At 62.1% G+C, this 19,514-nt stretch carries 19 protein-coding genes; 18 read left to right on the top strand and 1 reads right to left on the bottom strand.

From position 1 onward, the window contains the following. Positions 1-7 precede the first annotated feature (7 nt). The 18 genes from PQR40_RS26450 to PQR40_RS26365 all read left to right on the top strand — a co-directional run bounded on the left by PQR40_RS26450 (position 8) and on the right by PQR40_RS26365 (position 18,520). Positions 8-64, top strand: a complete 57-nt coding sequence (locus PQR40_RS26450) for a DUF3400 domain-containing protein (protein ID WP_408510160.1) — start codon at positions 8-10, stop codon at positions 62-64. Positions 65-98: 34 nt separating this feature from the next. Next, positions 99-527 carry an HIT family protein gene (locus PQR40_RS26445; RefSeq protein WP_408333275.1) on the top strand — a complete coding sequence of 143 codons (429 nt, stop codon included), beginning with the start codon at positions 99-101 and terminating at the stop codon, positions 525-527. A gap of 122 nt (positions 528-649) precedes the next feature. After that, positions 650-1,063 (top strand): gamma-butyrobetaine hydroxylase family protein, encoded by a 414-nt coding sequence (locus PQR40_RS26440; protein ID WP_408333272.1) that lies wholly within the window; start codon positions 650-652, stop codon positions 1,061-1,063. A 67-nt stretch (positions 1,064-1,130) separates the two neighbouring features. Beyond that, entirely contained in the window at positions 1,131-1,862 is a 732-nt protein-coding gene (gene ubiE, locus PQR40_RS26435; protein ID WP_153137354.1) for a bifunctional demethylmenaquinone methyltransferase/2-methoxy-6-polyprenyl-1,4-benzoquinol methylase UbiE, read from the top strand. 38 nt (positions 1,863-1,900) lie between these two features. Further along, the gene (locus PQR40_RS26430) at positions 1,901-2,893 is read left to right on the top strand and encodes a Tim44 domain-containing protein (RefSeq protein WP_408238735.1); all 993 of its coding nucleotides are present in this window, start codon (positions 1,901-1,903) and stop codon (positions 2,891-2,893) included. 153 nt (positions 2,894-3,046) lie between these two features. Further along, positions 3,047-3,691, top strand: coding sequence for a ubiquinone biosynthesis accessory factor UbiJ (locus PQR40_RS26425; RefSeq protein WP_408510156.1), 645 nt, complete (start codon positions 3,047-3,049; stop codon positions 3,689-3,691). Positions 3,692-3,706: 15 nt separating this feature from the next. Continuing rightward, positions 3,707-5,284, top strand: coding sequence for a ubiquinone biosynthesis regulatory protein kinase UbiB (gene ubiB / locus PQR40_RS26420; RefSeq protein ID WP_408238741.1), 1,578 nt, complete (start codon positions 3,707-3,709; stop codon positions 5,282-5,284). A 29-nt stretch (positions 5,285-5,313) separates the two neighbouring features. After that, complete coding sequence (locus PQR40_RS26415; protein WP_408510155.1) at positions 5,314-5,937, top strand: methyltransferase domain-containing protein; 624 nt, start codon at positions 5,314-5,316, stop codon at positions 5,935-5,937. A gap of 178 nt (positions 5,938-6,115) precedes the next feature. After that, positions 6,116-6,511: an FmdB family zinc ribbon protein gene (locus tag PQR40_RS26410; RefSeq protein ID WP_408238748.1), complete on the top strand. Its 396-nt coding sequence runs from the start codon at positions 6,116-6,118 to the stop codon at positions 6,509-6,511. 75 nt (positions 6,512-6,586) lie between these two features. Continuing rightward, positions 6,587-7,240 (top strand): DUF502 domain-containing protein, encoded by a 654-nt coding sequence (locus PQR40_RS26405; protein ID WP_408510154.1) that lies wholly within the window; start codon positions 6,587-6,589, stop codon positions 7,238-7,240. Between the two features lie 64 nt (positions 7,241-7,304). Next, positions 7,305-9,104, top strand: coding sequence for an aspartate--tRNA ligase (gene aspS, locus PQR40_RS26400; RefSeq protein ID WP_408238752.1), 1,800 nt, complete (start codon positions 7,305-7,307; stop codon positions 9,102-9,104). Between the two features lie 145 nt (positions 9,105-9,249). Beyond that, positions 9,250-9,786 (top strand): dihydroneopterin triphosphate diphosphatase, encoded by a 537-nt coding sequence (gene nudB / locus PQR40_RS26395; protein WP_408333258.1) that lies wholly within the window; start codon positions 9,250-9,252, stop codon positions 9,784-9,786. Beyond that, positions 9,783-11,042, top strand: a complete 1,260-nt coding sequence (gene clsB, locus PQR40_RS26390; protein ID WP_408238758.1) for a cardiolipin synthase ClsB — start codon at positions 9,783-9,785, stop codon at positions 11,040-11,042. Before nudB ends, clsB begins: the two co-directional genes overlap by 4 nt. Before the next feature lie 227 nt (positions 11,043-11,269). Next, the gene (locus tag PQR40_RS26385; protein WP_169490252.1) at positions 11,270-11,869 is read left to right on the top strand and encodes a TetR/AcrR family transcriptional regulator; all 600 of its coding nucleotides are present in this window, start codon (positions 11,270-11,272) and stop codon (positions 11,867-11,869) included. A gap of 100 nt (positions 11,870-11,969) precedes the next feature. Beyond that, positions 11,970-13,757 (top strand): acyl-CoA dehydrogenase C-terminal domain-containing protein, encoded by a 1,788-nt coding sequence (locus tag PQR40_RS26380; protein ID WP_408510153.1) that lies wholly within the window; start codon positions 11,970-11,972, stop codon positions 13,755-13,757. 124 nt (positions 13,758-13,881) lie between these two features. Next, positions 13,882-16,317, top strand: a complete 2,436-nt coding sequence (locus PQR40_RS26375) for a 3-hydroxyacyl-CoA dehydrogenase/enoyl-CoA hydratase family protein (RefSeq protein WP_408333255.1) — start codon at positions 13,882-13,884, stop codon at positions 16,315-16,317. Positions 16,318-16,436: 119 nt separating this feature from the next. Then, positions 16,437-17,636: an acetyl-CoA C-acyltransferase gene (locus tag PQR40_RS26370; RefSeq protein WP_408333252.1), complete on the top strand. Its 1,200-nt coding sequence runs from the start codon at positions 16,437-16,439 to the stop codon at positions 17,634-17,636. A 113-nt stretch (positions 17,637-17,749) separates the two neighbouring features. Next, complete coding sequence (locus PQR40_RS26365) at positions 17,750-18,520, top strand: enoyl-CoA hydratase (protein ID WP_408333249.1); 771 nt, start codon at positions 17,750-17,752, stop codon at positions 18,518-18,520. A 47-nt stretch (positions 18,521-18,567) separates the two neighbouring features. Here PQR40_RS26365 and fdhD read toward each other — a convergent pair whose 3' ends face one another. Further along, a complete protein-coding gene (gene fdhD / locus PQR40_RS26360) occupies positions 18,568-19,407 on the bottom strand; it encodes a formate dehydrogenase accessory sulfurtransferase FdhD (RefSeq protein WP_408333246.1) in 840 nt (279 codons plus the stop codon). Positions 19,408-19,514 lie beyond the last annotated feature (107 nt).

Below are 19,514 nucleotides of genomic sequence, written 5' to 3'. Positions count from 1 at the left end.
GGACTGGATGGCGGACTACGTCCAGCGGGCGAACAATGGCGGAATCGAGCGCGTGCTGGTTTAATGGCACGACTGACGATTTTTGCCTGAGGACGACGATGGACTGCGTTTTTTGCCTTGAAGATGGCGGCGACGTGCTGTGGCAGGACGACACCCTGCGTGTGGTCCTCGCCGACGAACACGATTACCCGGGCTTTTGCCGGGTGATCTGGAACAAGCATGTCGCCGAGTTTTCCGATCTCGCCGGAACCGAGCGCGATCGCGTGATGCAGGCCGTGTACGCGGTCGAGCGTGCGATCCGGCGCATTCTTCAGCCGGTGAAGGTCAACCTGGCGAGCCTCGGCAACCAGGTGCCACACGTGCACTGGCATGTGATTCCGCGGTTTTCGAACGACGCTCATTTTCCGCTGCCAGTCTGGGCGCCGCGCCAACGCACGGTGTCCGAAGCATTGCTGTCGTCGCGCCGCGCGCAAGCCACTTTGCTGCGCGAGGCGGTGCGACAGGAAATCGAACAGGCTCTTGGCTGAGCATCCCCGAACCTGCCGCTTTGCGCCGGGCTCCCCGAGTGGGCCAATCCCCCAATCCCCCAAGGGGACTTCTTGCGGGGCGGACAACCTGGCGCGGCCCGGTGTTTTCTTATGAGGTCATCATGGCTGGACTGACTCCCGATACTCCGGTGCCGACCGGCATGGTCGTGCATTCCAAATCGCGCGTACTCGAATTGCAATACGCAAACGGCGAAACGTATCGCTTGCCGTTCGAACTGCTGCGCGTGTATTCGCCGTCAGCCGAAGTGATGGGTCACGGGCCCGGCCAGGAGACGCTGCAAACCGGTAAACGCGACGTCACGATCACGATGATCGAAGGCGTTGGCAACTACGCCGTGCAGCCAACTTTCTCCGACGGGCACGCCACCGGCATCTATTCCTGGGACCTCCTGCACGACATGGCCACCCGTCAGGATGAACTCTGGCGCGACTATCTCGCCAAACTGGCAGCGGCCGGCGTCGACCGCGATGCGGCAATGGCGCCAGCCGGCGCTGCGCACGGGCACTGTCACTGATACGATTCGCCCTGATCGCCGCACTGATGCGGCGCAACATTTCAGAATACGCGAAAGGACGAGCGCGATGAGCAAAACCCACTTCGGCTTTCAATCGGTCGACGAACAGGAAAAAGCGCAAAAGGTGGCCGGTGTATTCCACTCGGTCGCCTCCAACTACGACCTGATGAACGACCTGATGTCGGGCGGGCTGCACCGGGCATGGAAGATGTTCACGATCGCCCAGGCCAACGTCCGGCCGGGCTTCAAGGTGCTCGATATTGCGGGGGGCACGGGCGATCTGTCGAAAGCGTTCGCCAAACAGGCGGGCGAAACCGGCGAAGTCTGGCACACCGACATCAACGAATCGATGCTGCGCGTGGGCCGTGACCGCCTGCTGGACAAGGGCGTGATCACACCGGCGCTGCTCTGCGACGCCGAAAAGATCCCCTTCCCGGACAATTACTTCGACGTGGTCACCGTGGCATTCGGTTTGCGCAACATGACACACAAGGATGTGGCGCTGGCCGAAATGCGTCGCGTGTTGAAACCGGCCGGCCGTCTGCTGGTGCTGGAGTTCTCGAAGGTGTGGGATCCGCTTAAAAAGGTCTACGACGTCTATTCGTTCAAGGTGCTGCCGTGGCTCGGCGACCGGTTTGCGAAGGACGCGGAGAGCTACCGCTACCTGGCGGAATCGATCCGGATGCATCCGGATCAGGAAACTTTAAAAACAATGATGGAACAAGCGGGCCTGGACGGCGTCAAATATTACAATTTGTCAGCTGGCGTGGTAGCTTTACATGTGGGGACCAAATACTAGGGTTCCTAACCCATCGATTTTTAAAGGAAAGTACGAAAATGTCCGATTCAGGTGTGTTATCTCCCCGTAAGGTTACGAGGTCATTGGTGAGAAGAATCGGACTGATCGCGATGGTCGGTCTGATCATGGCCGGCTCTCTCGCCTCGCTCGATGCGGAAGCCCGCCGCATGGGCGGCGGGCGTAGTCTTGGCCGTCAGTCGAACACGGTTCAGCAGCAGTCGACCCCGTCGCAACCTTCCCAAAGCAATCAGGCGATGCAGCAGCGTGCGCAGCCTGCTCCGGCGCCTACGCCGACTCCGGCCGCCGCGCCTAACCGCTCGCGCTGGCTTGGGCCGATCGCCGGTCTGGCGGCCGGTCTCGGTATCGCCGCATTGCTGTCGCATTTCGGTCTGGGCGGCGCGTTTGCCGGCGCTATGGCCAATATCATCGTGATCGCGGTCATTGCAATGATCGGCATCTGGCTGATCCGGCGCTTCATGGGCCGCAAGCGCGACGCGGCGCACCCGGCGTACGCAGGCGGCTCGCCGTCGCTGAATGCAGGCGGTACCGGCTACACGCAGGAACCGCGTTACACCGCTTCGCCCACTGGCTCATATCTCGAACCGCAAGGCAGCCCGCTCACCACGCCGTCCATCAACACCGCCCCGGCAGTGCCGGCCGGCTTTGATTCGGAAGCGTTCCTGCGTAACGCCAAGGTGTACTTCGTGCGTCTGCAAGCCGCATGGGACGTCGGCAACACGGAAGACATCCGTGAATTCACTACGCCGGAAATGTTCGCCGAAGTGAAGGTCGATCTCTCGTCGCGCGGTGCCGAGTCGAATCAGACCGACGTGGTGCAGTTGAACGCGGAATTGCTGGGCGTTGAAGAACGTACGACCGAATACTTCGCCAGCGTGCGGTTCTCGGGATTGATCCGCGAATCGGCGGGTGCAGCGGCTGAGCCGTTCGTCGAGGTCTGGAACCTGTCGAAGTCGAACCGGCCTGGCGAAGGCTGGCTGCTGGCCGGGATTCAGCAGGTGGCGCAGCACTGAGGCAGTAGCGGAACAGCGCCGAGGCTGCACGGCTCGCCCTGATTTCGCACAGAACGTTGGCCGTTCGGCATAGCAGGCCGCGAAGCGAACGGACGTTACAATAGGAACCCGCGCGGGCACCTCGCCTGCGCGGGTTTTTTCTTGCCACTTTCAATGACCCTTGCCGCCAAGCCCTTCGCTGCTGCTGTCAATCATCTGCTCGCCCGCGAATCGTGGGCTCGCGAGCGCCTCGCCCCCTACGCGGGCAAGACCGCCAGACTGTCCTGTCCGCCTGTCGTGCTGATGTTGCTGGTGCAACCGGACGGCTACCTGGGCGCGGTCGACGAAACCGATGCGCAGCAGTTCGATGTGGCCATCTCGGTGCCGTCGGACGCGCTGCCGGCCTTCGTGCAAGGCGGCCAGGCCGCCGTGATGAAACACGTGAAGATCGAAGGCGACGCCGAATTTGCGACTGTGATCGCCAAGCTCACCGAGCATCTGCGCTGGGAGCCGGAAGAGGATCTGGCGAAGCTGATCGGCGACGGTCCGGCGTGGCGGGTGGCGTCGGTCGTGCGCACGGTCGGCCAACATGCGCGGCGTACCGGGCGCAATCTGCTCGACACAGCCGCCGAATACCTGCTCGATGAAAATCCGCAACTGGTGCGGCGTGCCGCGCTGGAGGACTTCAACGTCGAACTGGCGCGCGCCCGCGATGCTTTGGCGCGCGTGGAAAAGCGCATCGAGCGTCTTGAACAGAAGGTCGAAGCCCGCGGCGCCGATGCGCCGGGCGGCGCCGCCACGTTGCGCGGCACGCGCTAGTCATCGGGCACAACTATGCGTTTTCTGCGTTTCCTCAAGATTTTCTTCACGGTCATCCGCTTCGGTCTCGATGAGATGATGCTCAGCCGCGTCAATGATCGGCGCGTGCGTCTGCTGCTGCGTATCACCACGATCGGCCGCAAGTTCGACGCGCCTCCGGGCGTGCGCTTGCGGCTCGCGCTCGAAAGCCTCGGACCGATCTTCGTCAAGTTCGGCCAGGTGTTGTCCACGCGGCGCGATCTGCTGCCGGTGGATATCGCAAACGAACTGGCCAAGTTGCAGGATCAGGTCCCGCCGTTCGATTCGGCGGTGGCGATCGGGCTGGTCGAGAAGTCGCTCGGCGCGCCGGTCGACGTGCTGTTCGACGATTTCGAGCGGGTGCCGGTGGCGAGTGCATCGATCGCACAGGTGCACTTTGCGAAGGTGAAAGCAGGGCAGCACGCGGGCAAGGCTGTCGCCGTCAAGGTGTTGCGACCGAACATGTTGCCGGTGATCGACTCCGACCTGGCCTTGCTGCGCGACATCGCCGTATGGGCCGAGCGCCTGTGGGCCGATGGCAAGCGCCTCAAGCCGCGCGAAGTGGTCGCCGAATTCGACAAATACCTGCACGACGAACTCGATCTCATGCGCGAGGCGGCCAACGGCAGTCAGTTGCGTCGCAATTTCGCCGGGCTCGATCTGCTGCTGGTGCCGGAGATGTACTGGGAGTTCTGCACGCCCACCGTGCTGGTGATGGAGCGCATGGTCGGCGTGCCGATCAGCCAGGTGGAGACGCTGCGCGCGGCTGGCGTCGATATTCCGAAGCTGGCGCGCGAAGGCGTCGAGATTTTCTTCACCCAGGTGTTCCGCGATGGTTTTTTCCACGCCGACATGCACCCGGGCAACATTCAGGTGAGCCTCGATCCAGCGCACTTCGGCCGCTATATCGCGCTCGACTTCGGCATTATCGGTGCACTGTCGGACTTCGATAAGAACTACCTTGCCCAGAACTTCCTCGCCTTCTTCAAGCGTGACTACCACCGCGTCGCCACCCTGCATCTGGAGTCAGGCTGGGTACCGCCTACTACGCGAGTCGAAGAACTGGAAAGTGCGATCCGCGCCGTTTGCGAGCCTTACTTCGACCGCGCGTTGAAGGATATTTCGCTCGGCCAGGTGTTGATGCGCCTGTTCTCGACCTCGCGCCGCTTCAACGTGGAAATCCAGCCGCAACTGGTGTTGCTGCAAAAAACCATGCTGAACGTGGAAGGGCTCGGCCGCTCGCTGGATCCTGAACTGGACCTGTGGAAGACGGCCAAGCCCTACCTCGAACGCTGGATGAACGAACAGATCGGTCTGCGCGGCTGGTACGAGCGGCTGAAGATCGAGGCGCCGCAGTGGAGCAAGACGCTGCCGCAGTTGCCGCGCCTGATCCACCATGTGCTGGCCGGACGCCACGACAATACGCGCGGCGCGAATGACGACATGATTCGCCAGATTCTGCTCGAGCAAAAGCGTACCAACCGGTTGTTGCAGGGCTTGCTGCTGTTCGGTGTGGCGGTCGGCGTCGGCGCGGTGCTGGCGCGGGCGTTTCTGGCGTTCGCCTACGGCGGTTGATCCCGATCCTGATCCACACGAGGCATTCCATGAGCGACCCGAACCTGCCTTCTGCGCCCGATTTCGCGACCCGCGACCCCGACTCGCCGGCATTCTGGGACGAGCGCTTCGAGCGCCATTTCACGCCGTGGGATCAGGCGGGCGTGCCGTCGGCGTTCCAGTCGTTCGCCGCGCGGCATCGCGACGCTGCGGTACTGATTCCGGGCTGCGGCAGTGCCTACGAAGCGCTATGGCTAGCGCAGCAAGGCAATCCGGTCCGGGCAATCGATTTCTCGCCGGCCGCCGTAGCGGCAGCGCGCGCGCAATTGGGCACGCAGCATGCGCCGCTGGTCGAGCAGGCTGACTTCTTCACTTACAGACCGCCGTTCACGCCGGCATGGATCTACGAGCGCGCATTCCTTTGCGCGCTGCCGGTGGCGCGCCGTGCAGACTACGCGCAACGGATGGCCGGGTTGTTGCCAGCTGGCGCGTTGCTGGCGGGCTTCTATTTCATCGGCGCGACGCCGAAAGGGCCGCCGTTCGGTATCGAGCGTGCTGAACTCGACGCGTTGCTCACGCCGTACTTCGATCTGATCGAAGACGAAGCCGTAAGTGATTCCATTGCCGTCTTTGTTGGACGCGAGCGCTGGTTGACCTGGCGCCGTCGTGATTGAAGACGCTGCCGCACCCGGCGGTGGCGCGGGCCAGACTTGATTCGAGCGCAGCCGCCCCCATTTAGGTGGACGGCGGCTGCGTCCGGCGCTTGTCCCCGAAATCCAGGGAAGGGGTGTCGTTTGCGGCTATAATTCAAGGCTTTGCAAGCGTTTATAAGATTTCAGTAGGGAAAAGATCATGCCGATCTACGCTTATCGTTGCGAGTCATGCGGTTTTGGGAAGGACGTGCTTCAGAAGATGAGCGACCCCCAGTTGACGCAATGTCCCGAGTGCGGGAAAGACACATTTCGCAAGCAGGTGACTGCAGCCGGTTTCCAGTTGAAAGGATCCGGCTGGTATGTGACCGATTTTCGCAGCGGCAACGGTGGCGCGGGCGCGCCGGCCAAGCCCGACGCGAATGGCGGCTCGAATGCGAATTCGGGCGAAACCGCCGCAGCCGGGAATGACGGCGCAGCGAAATCCGACACGGCTCCGGCCAACGGCACGGCCGCCGCCGCTTCATCGGGCGCAGCCGCAACGCCTGCTGCCGCACCGGCCGCACCGGCGAGTTCGAGCGGTCCCGGCAGCACCTAGTGGGACGGCCGCCCTCAGGGGCGGCGCACACGCCGCGCGGCGGATATCGGCTCGCGCGGCTTTCTGGCGGTACACATGACGACGAAAAAAACGACGCTCAAATCGGTGTTCCTGACTGGCCTGCTGGTGCTGGTGCCTCTGGCTATCACCCTATGGGTGCTCGGCCTGATCATCGGCACGATGGACCAGACGCTGTTGCTGCTGCCTACCTCATGGCAGCCGGAACGCGCGCTCGGCTTCCGTTTGCCGGGCCTCGGCGCAGTGCTGACATTGGCGTTCATCTTTGTCGTCGGGCTGTTGACGCAAAACTTCATCGGCCAGAAGCTCGTGAAGTGGTGGGAAGTCGTGGTTGCTCATATTCCGGTGGTCGGCCCGATCTACACCAGCGTGAAGCAGGTGTCGGACACCTTGTTGTCGAGCAGCGGCAATGCGTTTCGCAAGGCGCTGCTGATCGAGTACCCGCGCCGCGGTTCCTATACGATTGCGTTTCTGACCGGCATTCCGGGCGGCGACGTGGTCAACCACCTGAAAGAAGATCACGTCAGCGTGTATGTGCCGACTACGCCGAACCCAACGTCCGGCTTCTTCCTCATGGTGCCCAAGAGCGAAGTGATCGAACTCGACATGACGGTCGACGCCGCGCTCAAGTACATCGTCTCGATGGGCGTCGTGGCGCCGTCCGCGCCTCCGGCGCCGGTGCGCCGCACGACAGTCGAGCCTCCGCTGTAATGCCGGTGCGCAGTGTTTCACTGCAGCGCGCCGCTCAACCAATGCAAAACGAAAGACAAACATCATGTCGATGAGATCTGAATACTGCGGTCTGGTGACCGAAGAACTGCTGGGCCAATCCGTCTCGCTGTGTGGCTGGGTGAGCCGCCGCCGCGACCATGGCGGCGTCATCTTCATCGACCTGCGCGACCGCGAAGGCCTCGTTCAGGTCGTCTGCGACCCGGATCGCGCGGAGATGTTCAAGACGGCGGAAGGCGTCCGGAACGAGTTCTGCCTGCAGATCAAGGGCGTGGTTCGCGCTCGCCCGGAAGGCACGACGAACGCGTCGCTGAAGAGCGGCAAGATCGAAGTGCTGTGCCACGAGCTGATCGTGCTGAACCCGTCGATCACCCCGCCGTTCCAGCTCGACGACGACAACCTGTCGGAAACCACGCGTCTCACGCACCGCGTGCTCGACCTGCGCCGTCCGCAGATGCAGCACAACCTGCGTCTGCGTTACCGCGTCGCGATCGAAGTGCGCAAGTACCTGGATTCGCTGGGCTTTATCGACATCGAAACGCCGATGCTCACCAAGAGCACGCCGGAAGGCGCGCGCGACTACCTCGTGCCGTCGCGTACCAACCCGGGGCAGTTCTTCGCGTTGCCGCAGTCGCCGCAACTGTTCAAGCAGTTGCTGATGGTCGCCAACTTCGATCGCTACTACCAGATCGTCAAGTGCTTCCGCGACGAAGACCTGCGCGCCGACCGTCAGCCGGAATTCACGCAGATCGACTGCGAAACCTCGTTCCTGTCGGAACAGGAAATCCGCGATCTGTTCGAAGCGATGATCCGTCACGTCTTCAAGGAAACGATCGGCGTTTCGCTCGACGAGAAATTCCCGGTCATGCTGTATTCGGAAGCCATGCGCCGCTTCGGTTCGGATAAGCCGGACTTGCGCGTCAAGCTCGAGTTCACGGACCTGACGGATGCCGTCAAGGACGTCGACTTCAAGGTATTCAGCACGCCGGCCAACACGAAAGATGGCCGCGTCGCGGCGATTCGCGTGCCGAAGGGTGGTGAGCTCTCGCGTGGCGACATCGACAGCTACACGGAATTCGTGCGCATCTATGGCGCGAAGGGTCTGGCGTGGATCAAGGTCAACGAAGTGGCAAAGGGCCGTGACGGTCTGCAAAGCCCGATCGTCAAGAACCTGCACGACGAAGCGGTCAAGGCGATCATCGAGCGCACCGGCGCGCAAGACGGCGATATCATTTTCTTCGCGGCGGATCGCGCGAAGGTGGTGAACGACAGCCTGGGCGCACTGCGTCTGAAGATCGGTCATTCCGAATTCGGCAAGGCCAACGGCCTGGTTGAATCCGGCTGGAAGCCGCTGTGGGTGGTCGACTTCCCGATGTTCGAGTACGACGAGGAAGACAACCGCTACGTCGCCGCGCATCACCCGTTCACAAGCCCGAAGGACGAGCACCTCGAGTATCTGGAAACGGATCCGGCGCGCTGCCTCGCCAAGGCCTACGACATGGTGCTGAACGGCTGGGAAATCGGCGGCGGTTCGGTGCGTATCCACCGTGAAGAAGTGCAGAGCAAGGTGTTCCGCGCGCTGAAGATCAACGCGGAAGAAGCGCAAGCCAAGTTCGGCTTCCTGCTCGACGCGCTGCAATATGGCGCGCCGCCGCACGGCGGTATCGCATTCGGTCTGGACCGCATCATCACGATGATGGCCGGCGCCGATTCGATCCGCGACGTGATCGCGTTTCCGAAGACGCAACGCGCGCAGTGTCTGCTCACGCAGGCGCCGAGCGAAGTGGACGAGCGCCAGTTGCGCGAGTTGCACATCCGTCTGCGTCAGCCGGAACCGAAGGTCTAAGCTGGGCCGAACGCTGGCTGCCTGAAGACTGGCAGCCACAGTGGAACGAAGAAGCAAACGAAAAAGGCGCGTGATGCGCCTTTTTCGTTTTTTGCGTTACAGTCGAAGCAACCGATCCCCACCGATCATTGGACCCCTCGCCGACATGTACCGCGCAAGCGTTGCGCCCAGTTTTTACGCCATGCCGAAACCGCCGAAGATCCCGCAATCCGTACTCGTCGTCATCCATACGCCCGCGCTCGACGTGCTGTTGATCCGGCGTGCCGATCACGCGGATTTCTGGCAATCAGTGACCGGTTCGAAAGACCAGTTCGACGAACCCTTCGTTGAGACCGCGGCGCGCGAAGTTGCCGAGGAAACCGGCATCGTGGTCGGCACGACGCTCGTGCCGCAAAGCGCGCTGTTCGACTGGCAGTACTCGATCGAATATGAGATCTATCCGCAATTCCGGCATCGCTATGCCGAGGGTGTGATCCACAACACCGAGCACTGGTTCAGCCTGGAAGTGCCCGAGCAACTCGAGGTGACACTCGCGCCGCGCGAGCACACCGCGTTCCTGTGGCTGCCTTACGAAGAGGCCGCCTCGCGCTGTTTTTCGTCGTCGAATGCGGATGCGATCCTGCAATTGCCGAAGCGGCTCGCTGGGCGCCTGAATGGCCAGCCCGAGGGGCGTGCCCGGTGAGCGTCGGCGGCGCGCGCCGTTTTGCGCGACTCCGGCAATCGCTGCTCGGCCGCCGCTACTGGCAGCGCTACCGTTTCACCAGCGGTAACGACGTCAAGCTACTGCGTTCCGGCGACGAATTCTTTGCCGCACTGATCGAACGCATCGACGCGGCCCAGCGCGACGTCGTTCTCGAAACCTATATCTTCTGTAACGACAGCGCAGGGCAGGCCGTCAGCGCGGCTTTGCAGCGCGCGGCCACACGCGGCGTAACGGTGCGCGTGATTACCGACGGTATCGGCACCGCGCGCCTCGAGATGTTCAACGAATGGCCGCTCGCCGGCATCGACCATCGCATCTACAACCCGCATCTGTTCGGCCGCTTCGGCTTCTCGCGTACGCACCGCAAGATCGCGGTGGTGGATGACCAATTCGGCTACTGCGGCGGCATCAACATCGTCGACGATTACGAGAACAATGGCGAGAAGCTGCCCTACCGGCGCTGGGATTTCGCGGTGGAACTGCATGGGCCGGTGGTCGCCGATATCCGCCAGGCGTTCGATCTGCAATGGCGGCGCATTCGCCTCGGCCATCGGCCTCTGGAGTCGCTTGAACCCGATCTCGGGCCGAAAACCATGGCGTCGCTCGGCACGCTGCGCCGACGGCGCCGTAACCGCAACGAGGCGCTATGGGCCGGCGGTCAGCCGTGCGTGGCTTTCGTCGCACGTGACAACCTGATCAACCGCCGCGCCATCGAAAAGGCGTACCTGACCGCGATCGGCCAGGCGCGCAGCGAAGTGCTGCTGGCCAACCCGTACTTCATGCCGGGTCGTAAGCTGCGGCGCGCGCTGGTGTTCGCGGCGCGGCGCGGCGTCGACGTGAAGCTCATCATCGGGCGCAAGGAATTCAAGGCGCTCGATTACGCGGTGCCGTTCCTGTATCGTGCGCTGCTCAAAGCCGGCGCGCAGATCGCCGAGTACGAGAAAACCCTGCTGCACGGCAAGGTTGCGGTGGTGGATTCGAACTGGGGGACAGTCGGTTCGTCGAACCTCGACGCATTGAGCCTGATGCTCAACAACGAGGCCAACGTGGTGCTGGTGAACGACCCGTCGATCGGTGCGCTGCGCGAAGCGATTCTCGTCGCGTTCAAGGATTCACGCCGGATCGACGAGGCGCGCTACGAGGCCCGTCCGGCTGGCGAGCGCCTCCTCAACTGGCTCGCTTATACCAGCTACAGGGCTGTGATGAAGCTGTTGACGGTGGGCGGTTATGACTAGCGCTTCTTTCTTTCTCACGTAAGGCGCAAGGGCGCGGCGTCAATGAAAGGAAACAAAAGAAGGCAAACGCCTCTAAAAAATCTCCTTCTTCCGATTGACGGATGCCGCAGAATTGAAACCGGGTTAGAAACCGGTTTCTAATAAAGTCCTTGTTTCGCGGACGGCGGCACTCAATAATAGTACGGCCGTTCGATTTTCTTTCGGTCACATTAGAACGGTAAAAAGCTATGCGAAAAGGCGAACAAACACGAGTCGCGATTCTCGAAGCAGCACTTGATCTGGCAAGCCGCGACGGACTGGAAGGTCTGACGATTGGATTACTGGCCGAGCGCATGCAGATGAGCAAAAGCGGTGTGTTCGCGCATTTCGGGTCGCGCGAGGATTTGCAGGTCGAAGTCGTGCGCGAATACCACCGTCGTTTTGAAGACGAGGTGTTTTTCCCGAGCTTGCGCGAGCCTCGTGGATTGCCGCGCTTGCGCGCGATGATTTCCCGCTGGATCGAGAAACGCATTCAGGAAGTCACGACTGGTTGCATCTACATCAGCGGCGCCGTCGAGTACGACGACCGCGGGGACAACCCGGTGCGTGAGCAACTGGTGTCGAGCGTAACGATCTGGCGTGCGGCGCTCACGCGTGCAATTTCGCAGGCAATGGAAGAAGGGCATCTGCGCGCTGATACCGATCCGCAGCTGATGCTGTTCGAACTTTACAGCGTCACGCTCGGCCTGCATCACGACGCGCGCTTCCTGCATTTGCCGGATGCAGTGCGTCTCACCTGGGCCGCGCTGGAAAAATTGATTGTTTCGTATCAGAGCGAAAGCCGTTAGCAGAACCGCCGAACTTCAAGCAGATTCAGCGGCGCTGAAAGATCCGATCCACGGACTCAGCTAACGGCCTGGCTCCTTGTCAAACTTGGGAGAGAGAGTCATGGGACAGTACGCCGCGCCGCTGCGCGACATGCAATTCGTGTTGCACGAGCTGCTTAACGTCGAAGCCGAGATCAAGCAGATGCCGAAGCACGCGGATCTCGATGCGGACACGATCAACGCCGTGCTCGAAGAGGCCGGCAAGTTCTGCTCCGAAGTGCTGTTCCCGCTCAATCACAGCGGGGACCAGGAAGGCTGCACCTACGTTGGCGACGGCGTCGTGACCACGCCGAAGGGCTTCAAGGAAGCCTACAGGCAATACGTGGAAGCCGGCTGGCCGGCACTCGGCTGCGATCCGGACTACGGCGGCCAGGGCCTGCCCGCGTTCGTCAACAACGCGCTGTATGAAATGCTGAACTCGGCGAACCAGGCGTGGACGATGTACCCGGGCCTGTCGCACGGCGCGTACGAATGTCTGCATGCGCACGGCACGCCGGAACTGCAGCAACGTTATCTGCCGAAGCTGGTCGCGGGCGTCTGGACCGGCACGATGTGTCTGACCGAGCCGCACTGCGGCACCGACCTCGGCATTCTGCGCACCAAGGCCGAACCGAACAGCGACGGCTCGTACGCAATCAGCGGCACGAAGATTTTCATCTCCAGCGGCGAACACGATCTCGCGGAGAACATCGTTCACCTGGTGCTCGCGCGTCTGCCGGGCGCACCGAATGGCACCAAGGGTATTTCGCTCTTCATCGTGCCGAAGTTCATTCCGAACGAGGCCGGCGAACCGGGCGAGCGCAACGGCGTGAAGTGCGGCTCCATCGAACACAAGATGGGCATTCACGGCAACGCGACCGCAGTGATCAACCTCGACAACGCGAAGGGCTGGTTGGTCGGTGAGCCGAACAAGGGCTTGAACGCGATGTTCGTGATGATGAACGCAGCGCGTCTGGGCGTCGGCATGCAGAGTCTGGGCCTGACCGAAATCGGTTACCAGAACTCGCTGGTGTATGCGAAAGAGCGTCTGCAGATGCGTTCGCTGACCGGCCCGAAGGCGCCGGAAAAAGCCGCTGACCCGATCATCGTGCACCCGGACGTGCGCCGCATGCTGCTCACGCAGAAGGCGTACGCCGAAGGCGCGCGCGCATTCTCGTACTGGTCCGCGCTGCACATCGACAAGGAACTGTCGCACGCCGACGAATCGGTGCGTAAAGAAGCTGCGGATCTGGTCGCGCTGCTCACGCCGATCCTGAAGGCGTTCCTGTCGGACAACGCGTTCGAGAGCACCAACCACGCCATGCAGATCTACGGCGGCCACGGTTTCGTCACCGAGTGGGGCATGGAGCAGTACGTGCGCGACGCGCGTATCAACATGATCTACGAAGGCACCAACGCGATTCAGGCGCTCGACCTGCTGGGCCGCAAGATCCTCGGCGACATGGGCGCGAAGATGAAGAAATTCGGCAAGCTGGTGTCGGATTTCGTCGAAGCCGAAGGCGTGAAGCCGGAAATGCAGGAGTTCATCAACCCGCTCGCCGACATTGGTGAAAAGGTGCAGAAGCTGACGATGGAAATCGGCATGAAGGCCATGCAGAACCCGGACGAAGTCGGCGCCGCCGCCGTGCCGTATCTGCGCACCGTCGGCCATCTGGTGTTCTCGTACTTCTGGGCGCGCATGGCACGTATCGCGCTGGACAACGAAGCATCGGGCGATCCGTTCTACAAGGCGAAGCTCGCTACCGCACGCTTCTACTTCGCGAAGCTGCTGCCGGAAACGGCCATGACGATCCGTCAGGCACGCGCCGGCTCGAAGTCGATGATGGACGTCGAAGAGTCGCTGTTCTAAGGCACAACCCTTCCGGCAAGCGCCACGCCCTCAAGCGGCGTGGCGCCTTCCACCGCCACAAGCCACACATCGCGAAACATAAGAGACACCTTCGCGACACCGCATAACTCCCCGGAGGAACGACGTGAGCAATCTGATCATTCGCAAGGTAGCCGTGCTCGGCGCCGGCGTGATGGGCGCGCAGATCGCTGCGCACCTGATCAACGCCAAGGTGCCCGTGCTGCTGTTCGACCTGCCCGCCAAGGAAGGCCCGAAGAACGCGATTGCCCTGAAGGCGATCGAGAATCTGAAGAAGCTGTCGCCCGCGCCGTTCGGCGTGAAGGACGACGCGCAGTACATCCAGCCCGCGAATTACGACGACGACATCGAGAAGCTCGCCGAGTGCGACCTCGTGATCGAAGCGATCGCCGAACGCATGGACTGGAAGCACGACCTGTACAAGAAGGTCTCGCCGCACCTCGCACCGAATGCGATCTTCGCGACCAACACCTCGGGTCTGTCGATCACTGAGCTGTCGAATGGTTTCTCGGATGAGTTGAAAGCACGCTTCTGCGGCGTGCACTTCTTCAATCCGCCGCGCTACATGCACCTGGTCGAACTGATCCCGACCTCAGCGACGCGTCCGGAAATCCTCGATCAACTCGAATCGTTCCTGACGAGCGTGGTCGGCAAGGGTGTCGTGCGGGCGAAAGATACGCCGAACTTCATCGCTAACCGCGTCGGTATTTTCTCGATCCTCGCCGTGATTACCGAAGCCGCCAAGTTCGGTCTGCGTTTCGACGAAGTGGACGACCTGACGGGCTCACGTCTGGGCCGCGCGAAGTCGGCAACGTTCCGCACGGCTGACGTGGTCGGTCTCGACACGATGGCGCACGTCATCAAGACGATGCAGGACACGCTGAAGGACGATCCGTTCTTCCCGGTCTACGAAACGCCGCCTGTGCTGGCTGAACTGGTGAAGAAGGGCGCGCTGGGTCAGAAGACCGGTGGCGGCTTCTACAAGAAGGAAGGCAAGGCGATCAAGGTGCTCGACCCGAAGACGGGCGAGTATGTCGACGGCGGAGCGAAAGCCGACGATCTGGTGGGCCGTATTCTGAAGCGTCCGCCGGCAGAGCGTCTGAAGTTGCTGCGTGAATCGGAGCACCCCCAAGCGCAATTCCTGTGGTCGATTTTCCGCGACGTGTATCACTACATCGGCGTGCATCTGGAATCGATCGCTGACAACGCACGTGACGTCGACCTCGCAATCCGTTGGGGCTTCGGCTGGAACGAAGGTCCGTTCGAAGGCTGGCAAACGGCCGGCTGGAAGCAGGTCGCCGAATGGGTGCAGGAAGACATCGCGGCAGGCAAGGCGTTGTCGAATGTGCCGCTGCCGTCGTGGGTGCTGGAAGGTCCGGTTGCAGAGAAGGGCGGTGTGCATACGAACGAAGGTTCGTGGTCGCCGGCTTCGAAGACGTTCGTGCCGCGTTCGTCGCTGTCCGTCTACGACAAGCAGGTGTTCCGTGCACCGCTGGTCGGCGAAACCTCGGCTGATCCGAAGACCTACGGCAAGACGCTGTTCGAAACCGACGCCGTGCGCGCCTGGGTCGACGATCGTGCAGGCGAGAACGACGTCCTGATCGTGTCGTTCAAGAGCAAGATGAACACAATCGGACCGTCGGTGATCGACGGTTTGACGCAAGCCATCGAACTGGCCGAGAAGGACTACAAGGGTCTTGTCGTGTGGCAGCCGACGTCGCTGAAACTCGGCACGCCAGGCGGCCCGTTCTCCGCAGGTGCCAACCTCGAAGAAGCCATGCCTGCGTTCATGATGGGCGGTGCGAAGGGCATCGAGCCGTTCGTGAAGAAGTTCCAGCAAGGCATGCTGCGCGTGAAGTACGCGAGCGTGCCGGTCATCTCGGCTGTGTCGGGCATCGCGCTCGGCGGCGGGTGCGAGCTGGCGCTGCATAGCGCGAAGCGTGTCGCGCACATCGAAAGTTATATCGGTCTGGTCGAAGTCGGCGTGGGTCTCGTGCCGGCAGGCGGTGGTCTGAAGGAAGCGGCACTGCGCGCAGCGGAAGCCGCGAGCGCAGCCGGCGCGACCAACGACCTGCTGAAGTTCGTGCAGAAGTCGTTTGAAAACGCGGCAATGGCGAAGGTCTCGGCCTCCGCACTCGACGCCCGCGCAATGGGCTACCTGAAGCCGTCCGATACGATCGTCTTCAACGTGTTCGAACTGCTCGACATCGCGAAGAAGGAAGCGCGTGCGCTGTCCGCCGCGGGCTACCGTCCGCCGCTGCGCGTCACGCAAGTGCCGGTGGCCGGCCGTTCGGCGATTGCGACCATCAAGGCATCGCTCGTCAACATGCGCGACGGCCGTTTCATCAGCGAGCACGATTACCTGATCGCCAGCCGCATCGCGGAAGCAGTGTGCGGCGGTGACGTGGAAGCAGGCAGCCTCGTCGACGAAGAATGGCTGCTCAAACTCGAGCGTCAAGCGTTCGTCGATCTGCTCGGCACGCAAAAGACGCAGGAACGGATCATGGGCATGCTGCAAACCGGCAAGCCGGTACGCAACTAAGCGACGAGCATGGGATCGGAGTAAGGCGCTGAAGCACCAACTCCGATCGATCGCGATAAGACTGCATGGGACGGGAGTAAGCGCTAAAGCGCTAACTCCCGTCGACATAGGAGCTTTAAATGACAAAGCAATTGCAAGACGCATACATCGTCGCCGCGAGCCGTACGCCGATCGGCAAGGCGCCGCGCGGCATGTTCAAAAACACGCGCCCGGACGAACTGCTGGTGCACGCCATCAGGTCGGCCGTGGCGCAAGTGCCCGGTCTCGATACGAAGGTGATCGAAGACGCCATCATCGGCTGCGCGATTCCGGAGGCGGAACAGGGGCTGAACGTCGCGCGGATGGGCGCGCTGCTGGCGGGCCTGCCGAACACGGTCGGCGGTGTCACGGTGAACCGCTTCTGTGCGTCGGGTCTGACCGCGCTGGCTATGGCGGCTGACCGTATCCGTGTCGGCGAATCCGACGCAATGATCGCGGGCGGATGCGAATCGATGAGCATGGTGCCGATGATGGGCAACAAGCCGTCGATGTCGCCGCATATCTTCGATCGCAACGAAGACATCGGCATCGCCTATGGCATGGGCCTGACCGCCGAGAAGGTCGCCGAGCGCTGGAAGATCAGCCGCGAAGCACAAGACCAGTTCTCCGTCGAATCGCACCGTCGCGCGATCGCCGCGCAGCAAGCCGGTGAGTTCAACGACGAAATCGCCGCGTACACGATTACCGAGCGTTTCCCCGACCTCGCTACCGGCGAAGTGCGTATCAAGACGCGTGAAATCGCGCTCGACGAAGGCCCGCGTGCGGAAACGTCGCTGGAAGGTCTGGCAAAACTGCGCGCGGTGTTCGCGAACAAGGGTTCGGTGACGGCGGGCAACAGCTCGCAAACGTCGGACGGCGCGGGTGCACTGATCGTCGTGTCGGAAAAGATGCTGAAGGAATTCAACCTGACGCCGCTCGCCCGTTTCGTCAGCTTCGCCGTGCGCGGCGTGCCGCCGGAAATCATGGGCATCGGTCCGAAGGAGGCGATTCCGGCTGCACTGAAGGCCGCCGGCCTGAAGATCGACGACATGGACTGGATTGAACTGAACGAAGCGTTCGCCGCGCAATCGCTGGCGGTGATTCAGGACCTCGGTCTCGACCCGTCGAAGATCAACCCGCTCGGCGGCGCGATCGCGCTCGGCCACCCGCTGGGTGCGACCGGTGCGATTCGTGCCTCGACGGTTGTGCACGGCCTGCGCCGCCGCAACTTCAAGTACGGCATGGTGACGATGTGCGTTGGCACCGGCATGGGCGCAGCGGGCATCATCGAACGTCTGTAATCGTGTTTGCCATGGTCCTTGCGGTGATCCCCCAAGGACCGCAGAAACGGTTCGCAGGCCGCGTGGCTTGCGAACCGTTTTTTCCATTCAGCAGCAACCAGGAGTACGAGGAGATGACAATGGATATTCTGGTCGAGCGCGCCGATGGCGTACTGACGATTGCCTTCAACCGGCCCGACAAGAAAAATGCGATCACGGCCGCGATGTATCAGACGATGGCCGATGCCCTGGTCGAAGCGCACGGCGATGCGTCGATTCGAGCGATTCTGATTCGCGGCAGCGTGGGTATTTTCAGCGCCGGCAACGATCTCGAAGATTTCATGAAGACGCCGCCAGGTGGCGAAAATGCTCCGGTGTTCCAGTTCTTGCGCGCGATCAGTTCGGCGGAGAAGCCGGTCGTGGCATCGGTGGCAGGCCCGGCGGTCGGCATCGGCACGACGCTGTTGCTGCACTGCGATCTGGTCTATGCCGCGGATACAGCGAGCTTTTCGCTGCCGTTCACGCAACTCGGGTTGTGTCCGGAAGCGGCGTCGAGTTTGCTGTTGCAGCGCGTGGCCGGTTATCAGGCAGCAGCGGAAAAGCTGCTGCTCGGCGAAGCATTTAACGCCGCCGAGGCGCAACGCATGGGCTTCGTGAATCGCGTGCTGCCCGTGGCTGAAGTCGATGCATTCGCAGCTGCGCAAGCGGCGAAGCTGGCGGCGCTGCCGGCGTCGTCGCTGCGGGTGACGAAAAGTCTGATGAAGCGTGCGAGCCGCCAGGAACTGCAAACGCAGATGACCGAAGAAGCGGTGCACTTCGGCAAGATGCTGCTCGCGCCGGAAGCGCGCGAGGCGTTCAAGGCGTTCTTCGAGAAGCGCAAGCCGGACTTCCGGCAGTTCGATTGAGTGGGCTGCGTTCAGGCACCTGAAAATACTTCGGGCGCCTTGAGCGTTCAAGGTTGCGTCGGCTGCAATGTGTCGTAGTCGACGTAGCTGGTTTCCCGGCAGAAGCTGACAAGCCGCACGCCTGCCTTGCGGGCAATCGCAATCGCCAGCGACGACGGCGCCGAAATCGTGGCGACCATCGGCACGTCGACACGCGCCGCCTTGCGCACCAGCTCGTAGCTGGCGCGGCTCGACAGAAACACAAAACCTTCCTTGGTATCCGCGCGGTCGAGCACCAGTTGGCCGATCAGCTTGTCGAGCGCATTGTGACGGCCGACGTCTTCGAACGCGTAGCGGATCGCGCCCGCCGCATCGCACCATGCGGCAGCGTGCAGCCCACCGGTCAGCCGCGTCAATGCCTGGTGTTCCGGCAACTCGCGAGCGGCACGAGCAATCGCATCCGGCGCGAGGCGTTGCAGAAAACCGGTGTCCGGTACGCGTTCCGGTTCCAGATCCAGCAGATCGATGCTTTCGATCCCACATACGCCGCAGCCGGTGCGCCCGGCAAGCGCGCGGCGCTTTTCCTTCAGTGCGACGAACGCTTGCTGCACCACCTTCAATTGCACTTCGGCATGCGGCAATTCTTCATCGTCGTGTAGCTCGACCTCGATGTCCTGAATGTCGCTGCCGCGTTCCACGATCCCTTCCGAAATCGCAAAACCGACCGCGAACGCTTCCAGGTCGCGCGGCGTGCACATCATCACTGCGTGCGAGATGCCGTTGAAGACGAGCGCAACCGGCCACTCCTGACCGACGTGATCCGTGACGGTTTCGACCGCTGCACCGCGATGCCGGTGCACTTGTCGCTCCACCGCGCCCGGCTGCCCGGCTGTTTCCAGTTCGTTCAATTACTTCACTCCTTTCATGCTGCGCGCGTTTGAGAGGCTTGCAGGCTTGTCCGGCGGCGCGAAGCGGTGCCAGACCATGCCGCTATCGCGCGAATAAGGTTCTAAAA

The sequence above is a fragment of the Paraburkholderia sediminicola genome (genome assembly GCF_046026855.1).
Lineage (GTDB): Bacteria > Pseudomonadota > Gammaproteobacteria > Burkholderiales > Burkholderiaceae > Paraburkholderia > Paraburkholderia sediminicola_A.
The sequence above is the reverse complement of the archived record's forward strand: the minus strand, read 5'-3'. Positions and strand labels throughout refer to the sequence as shown.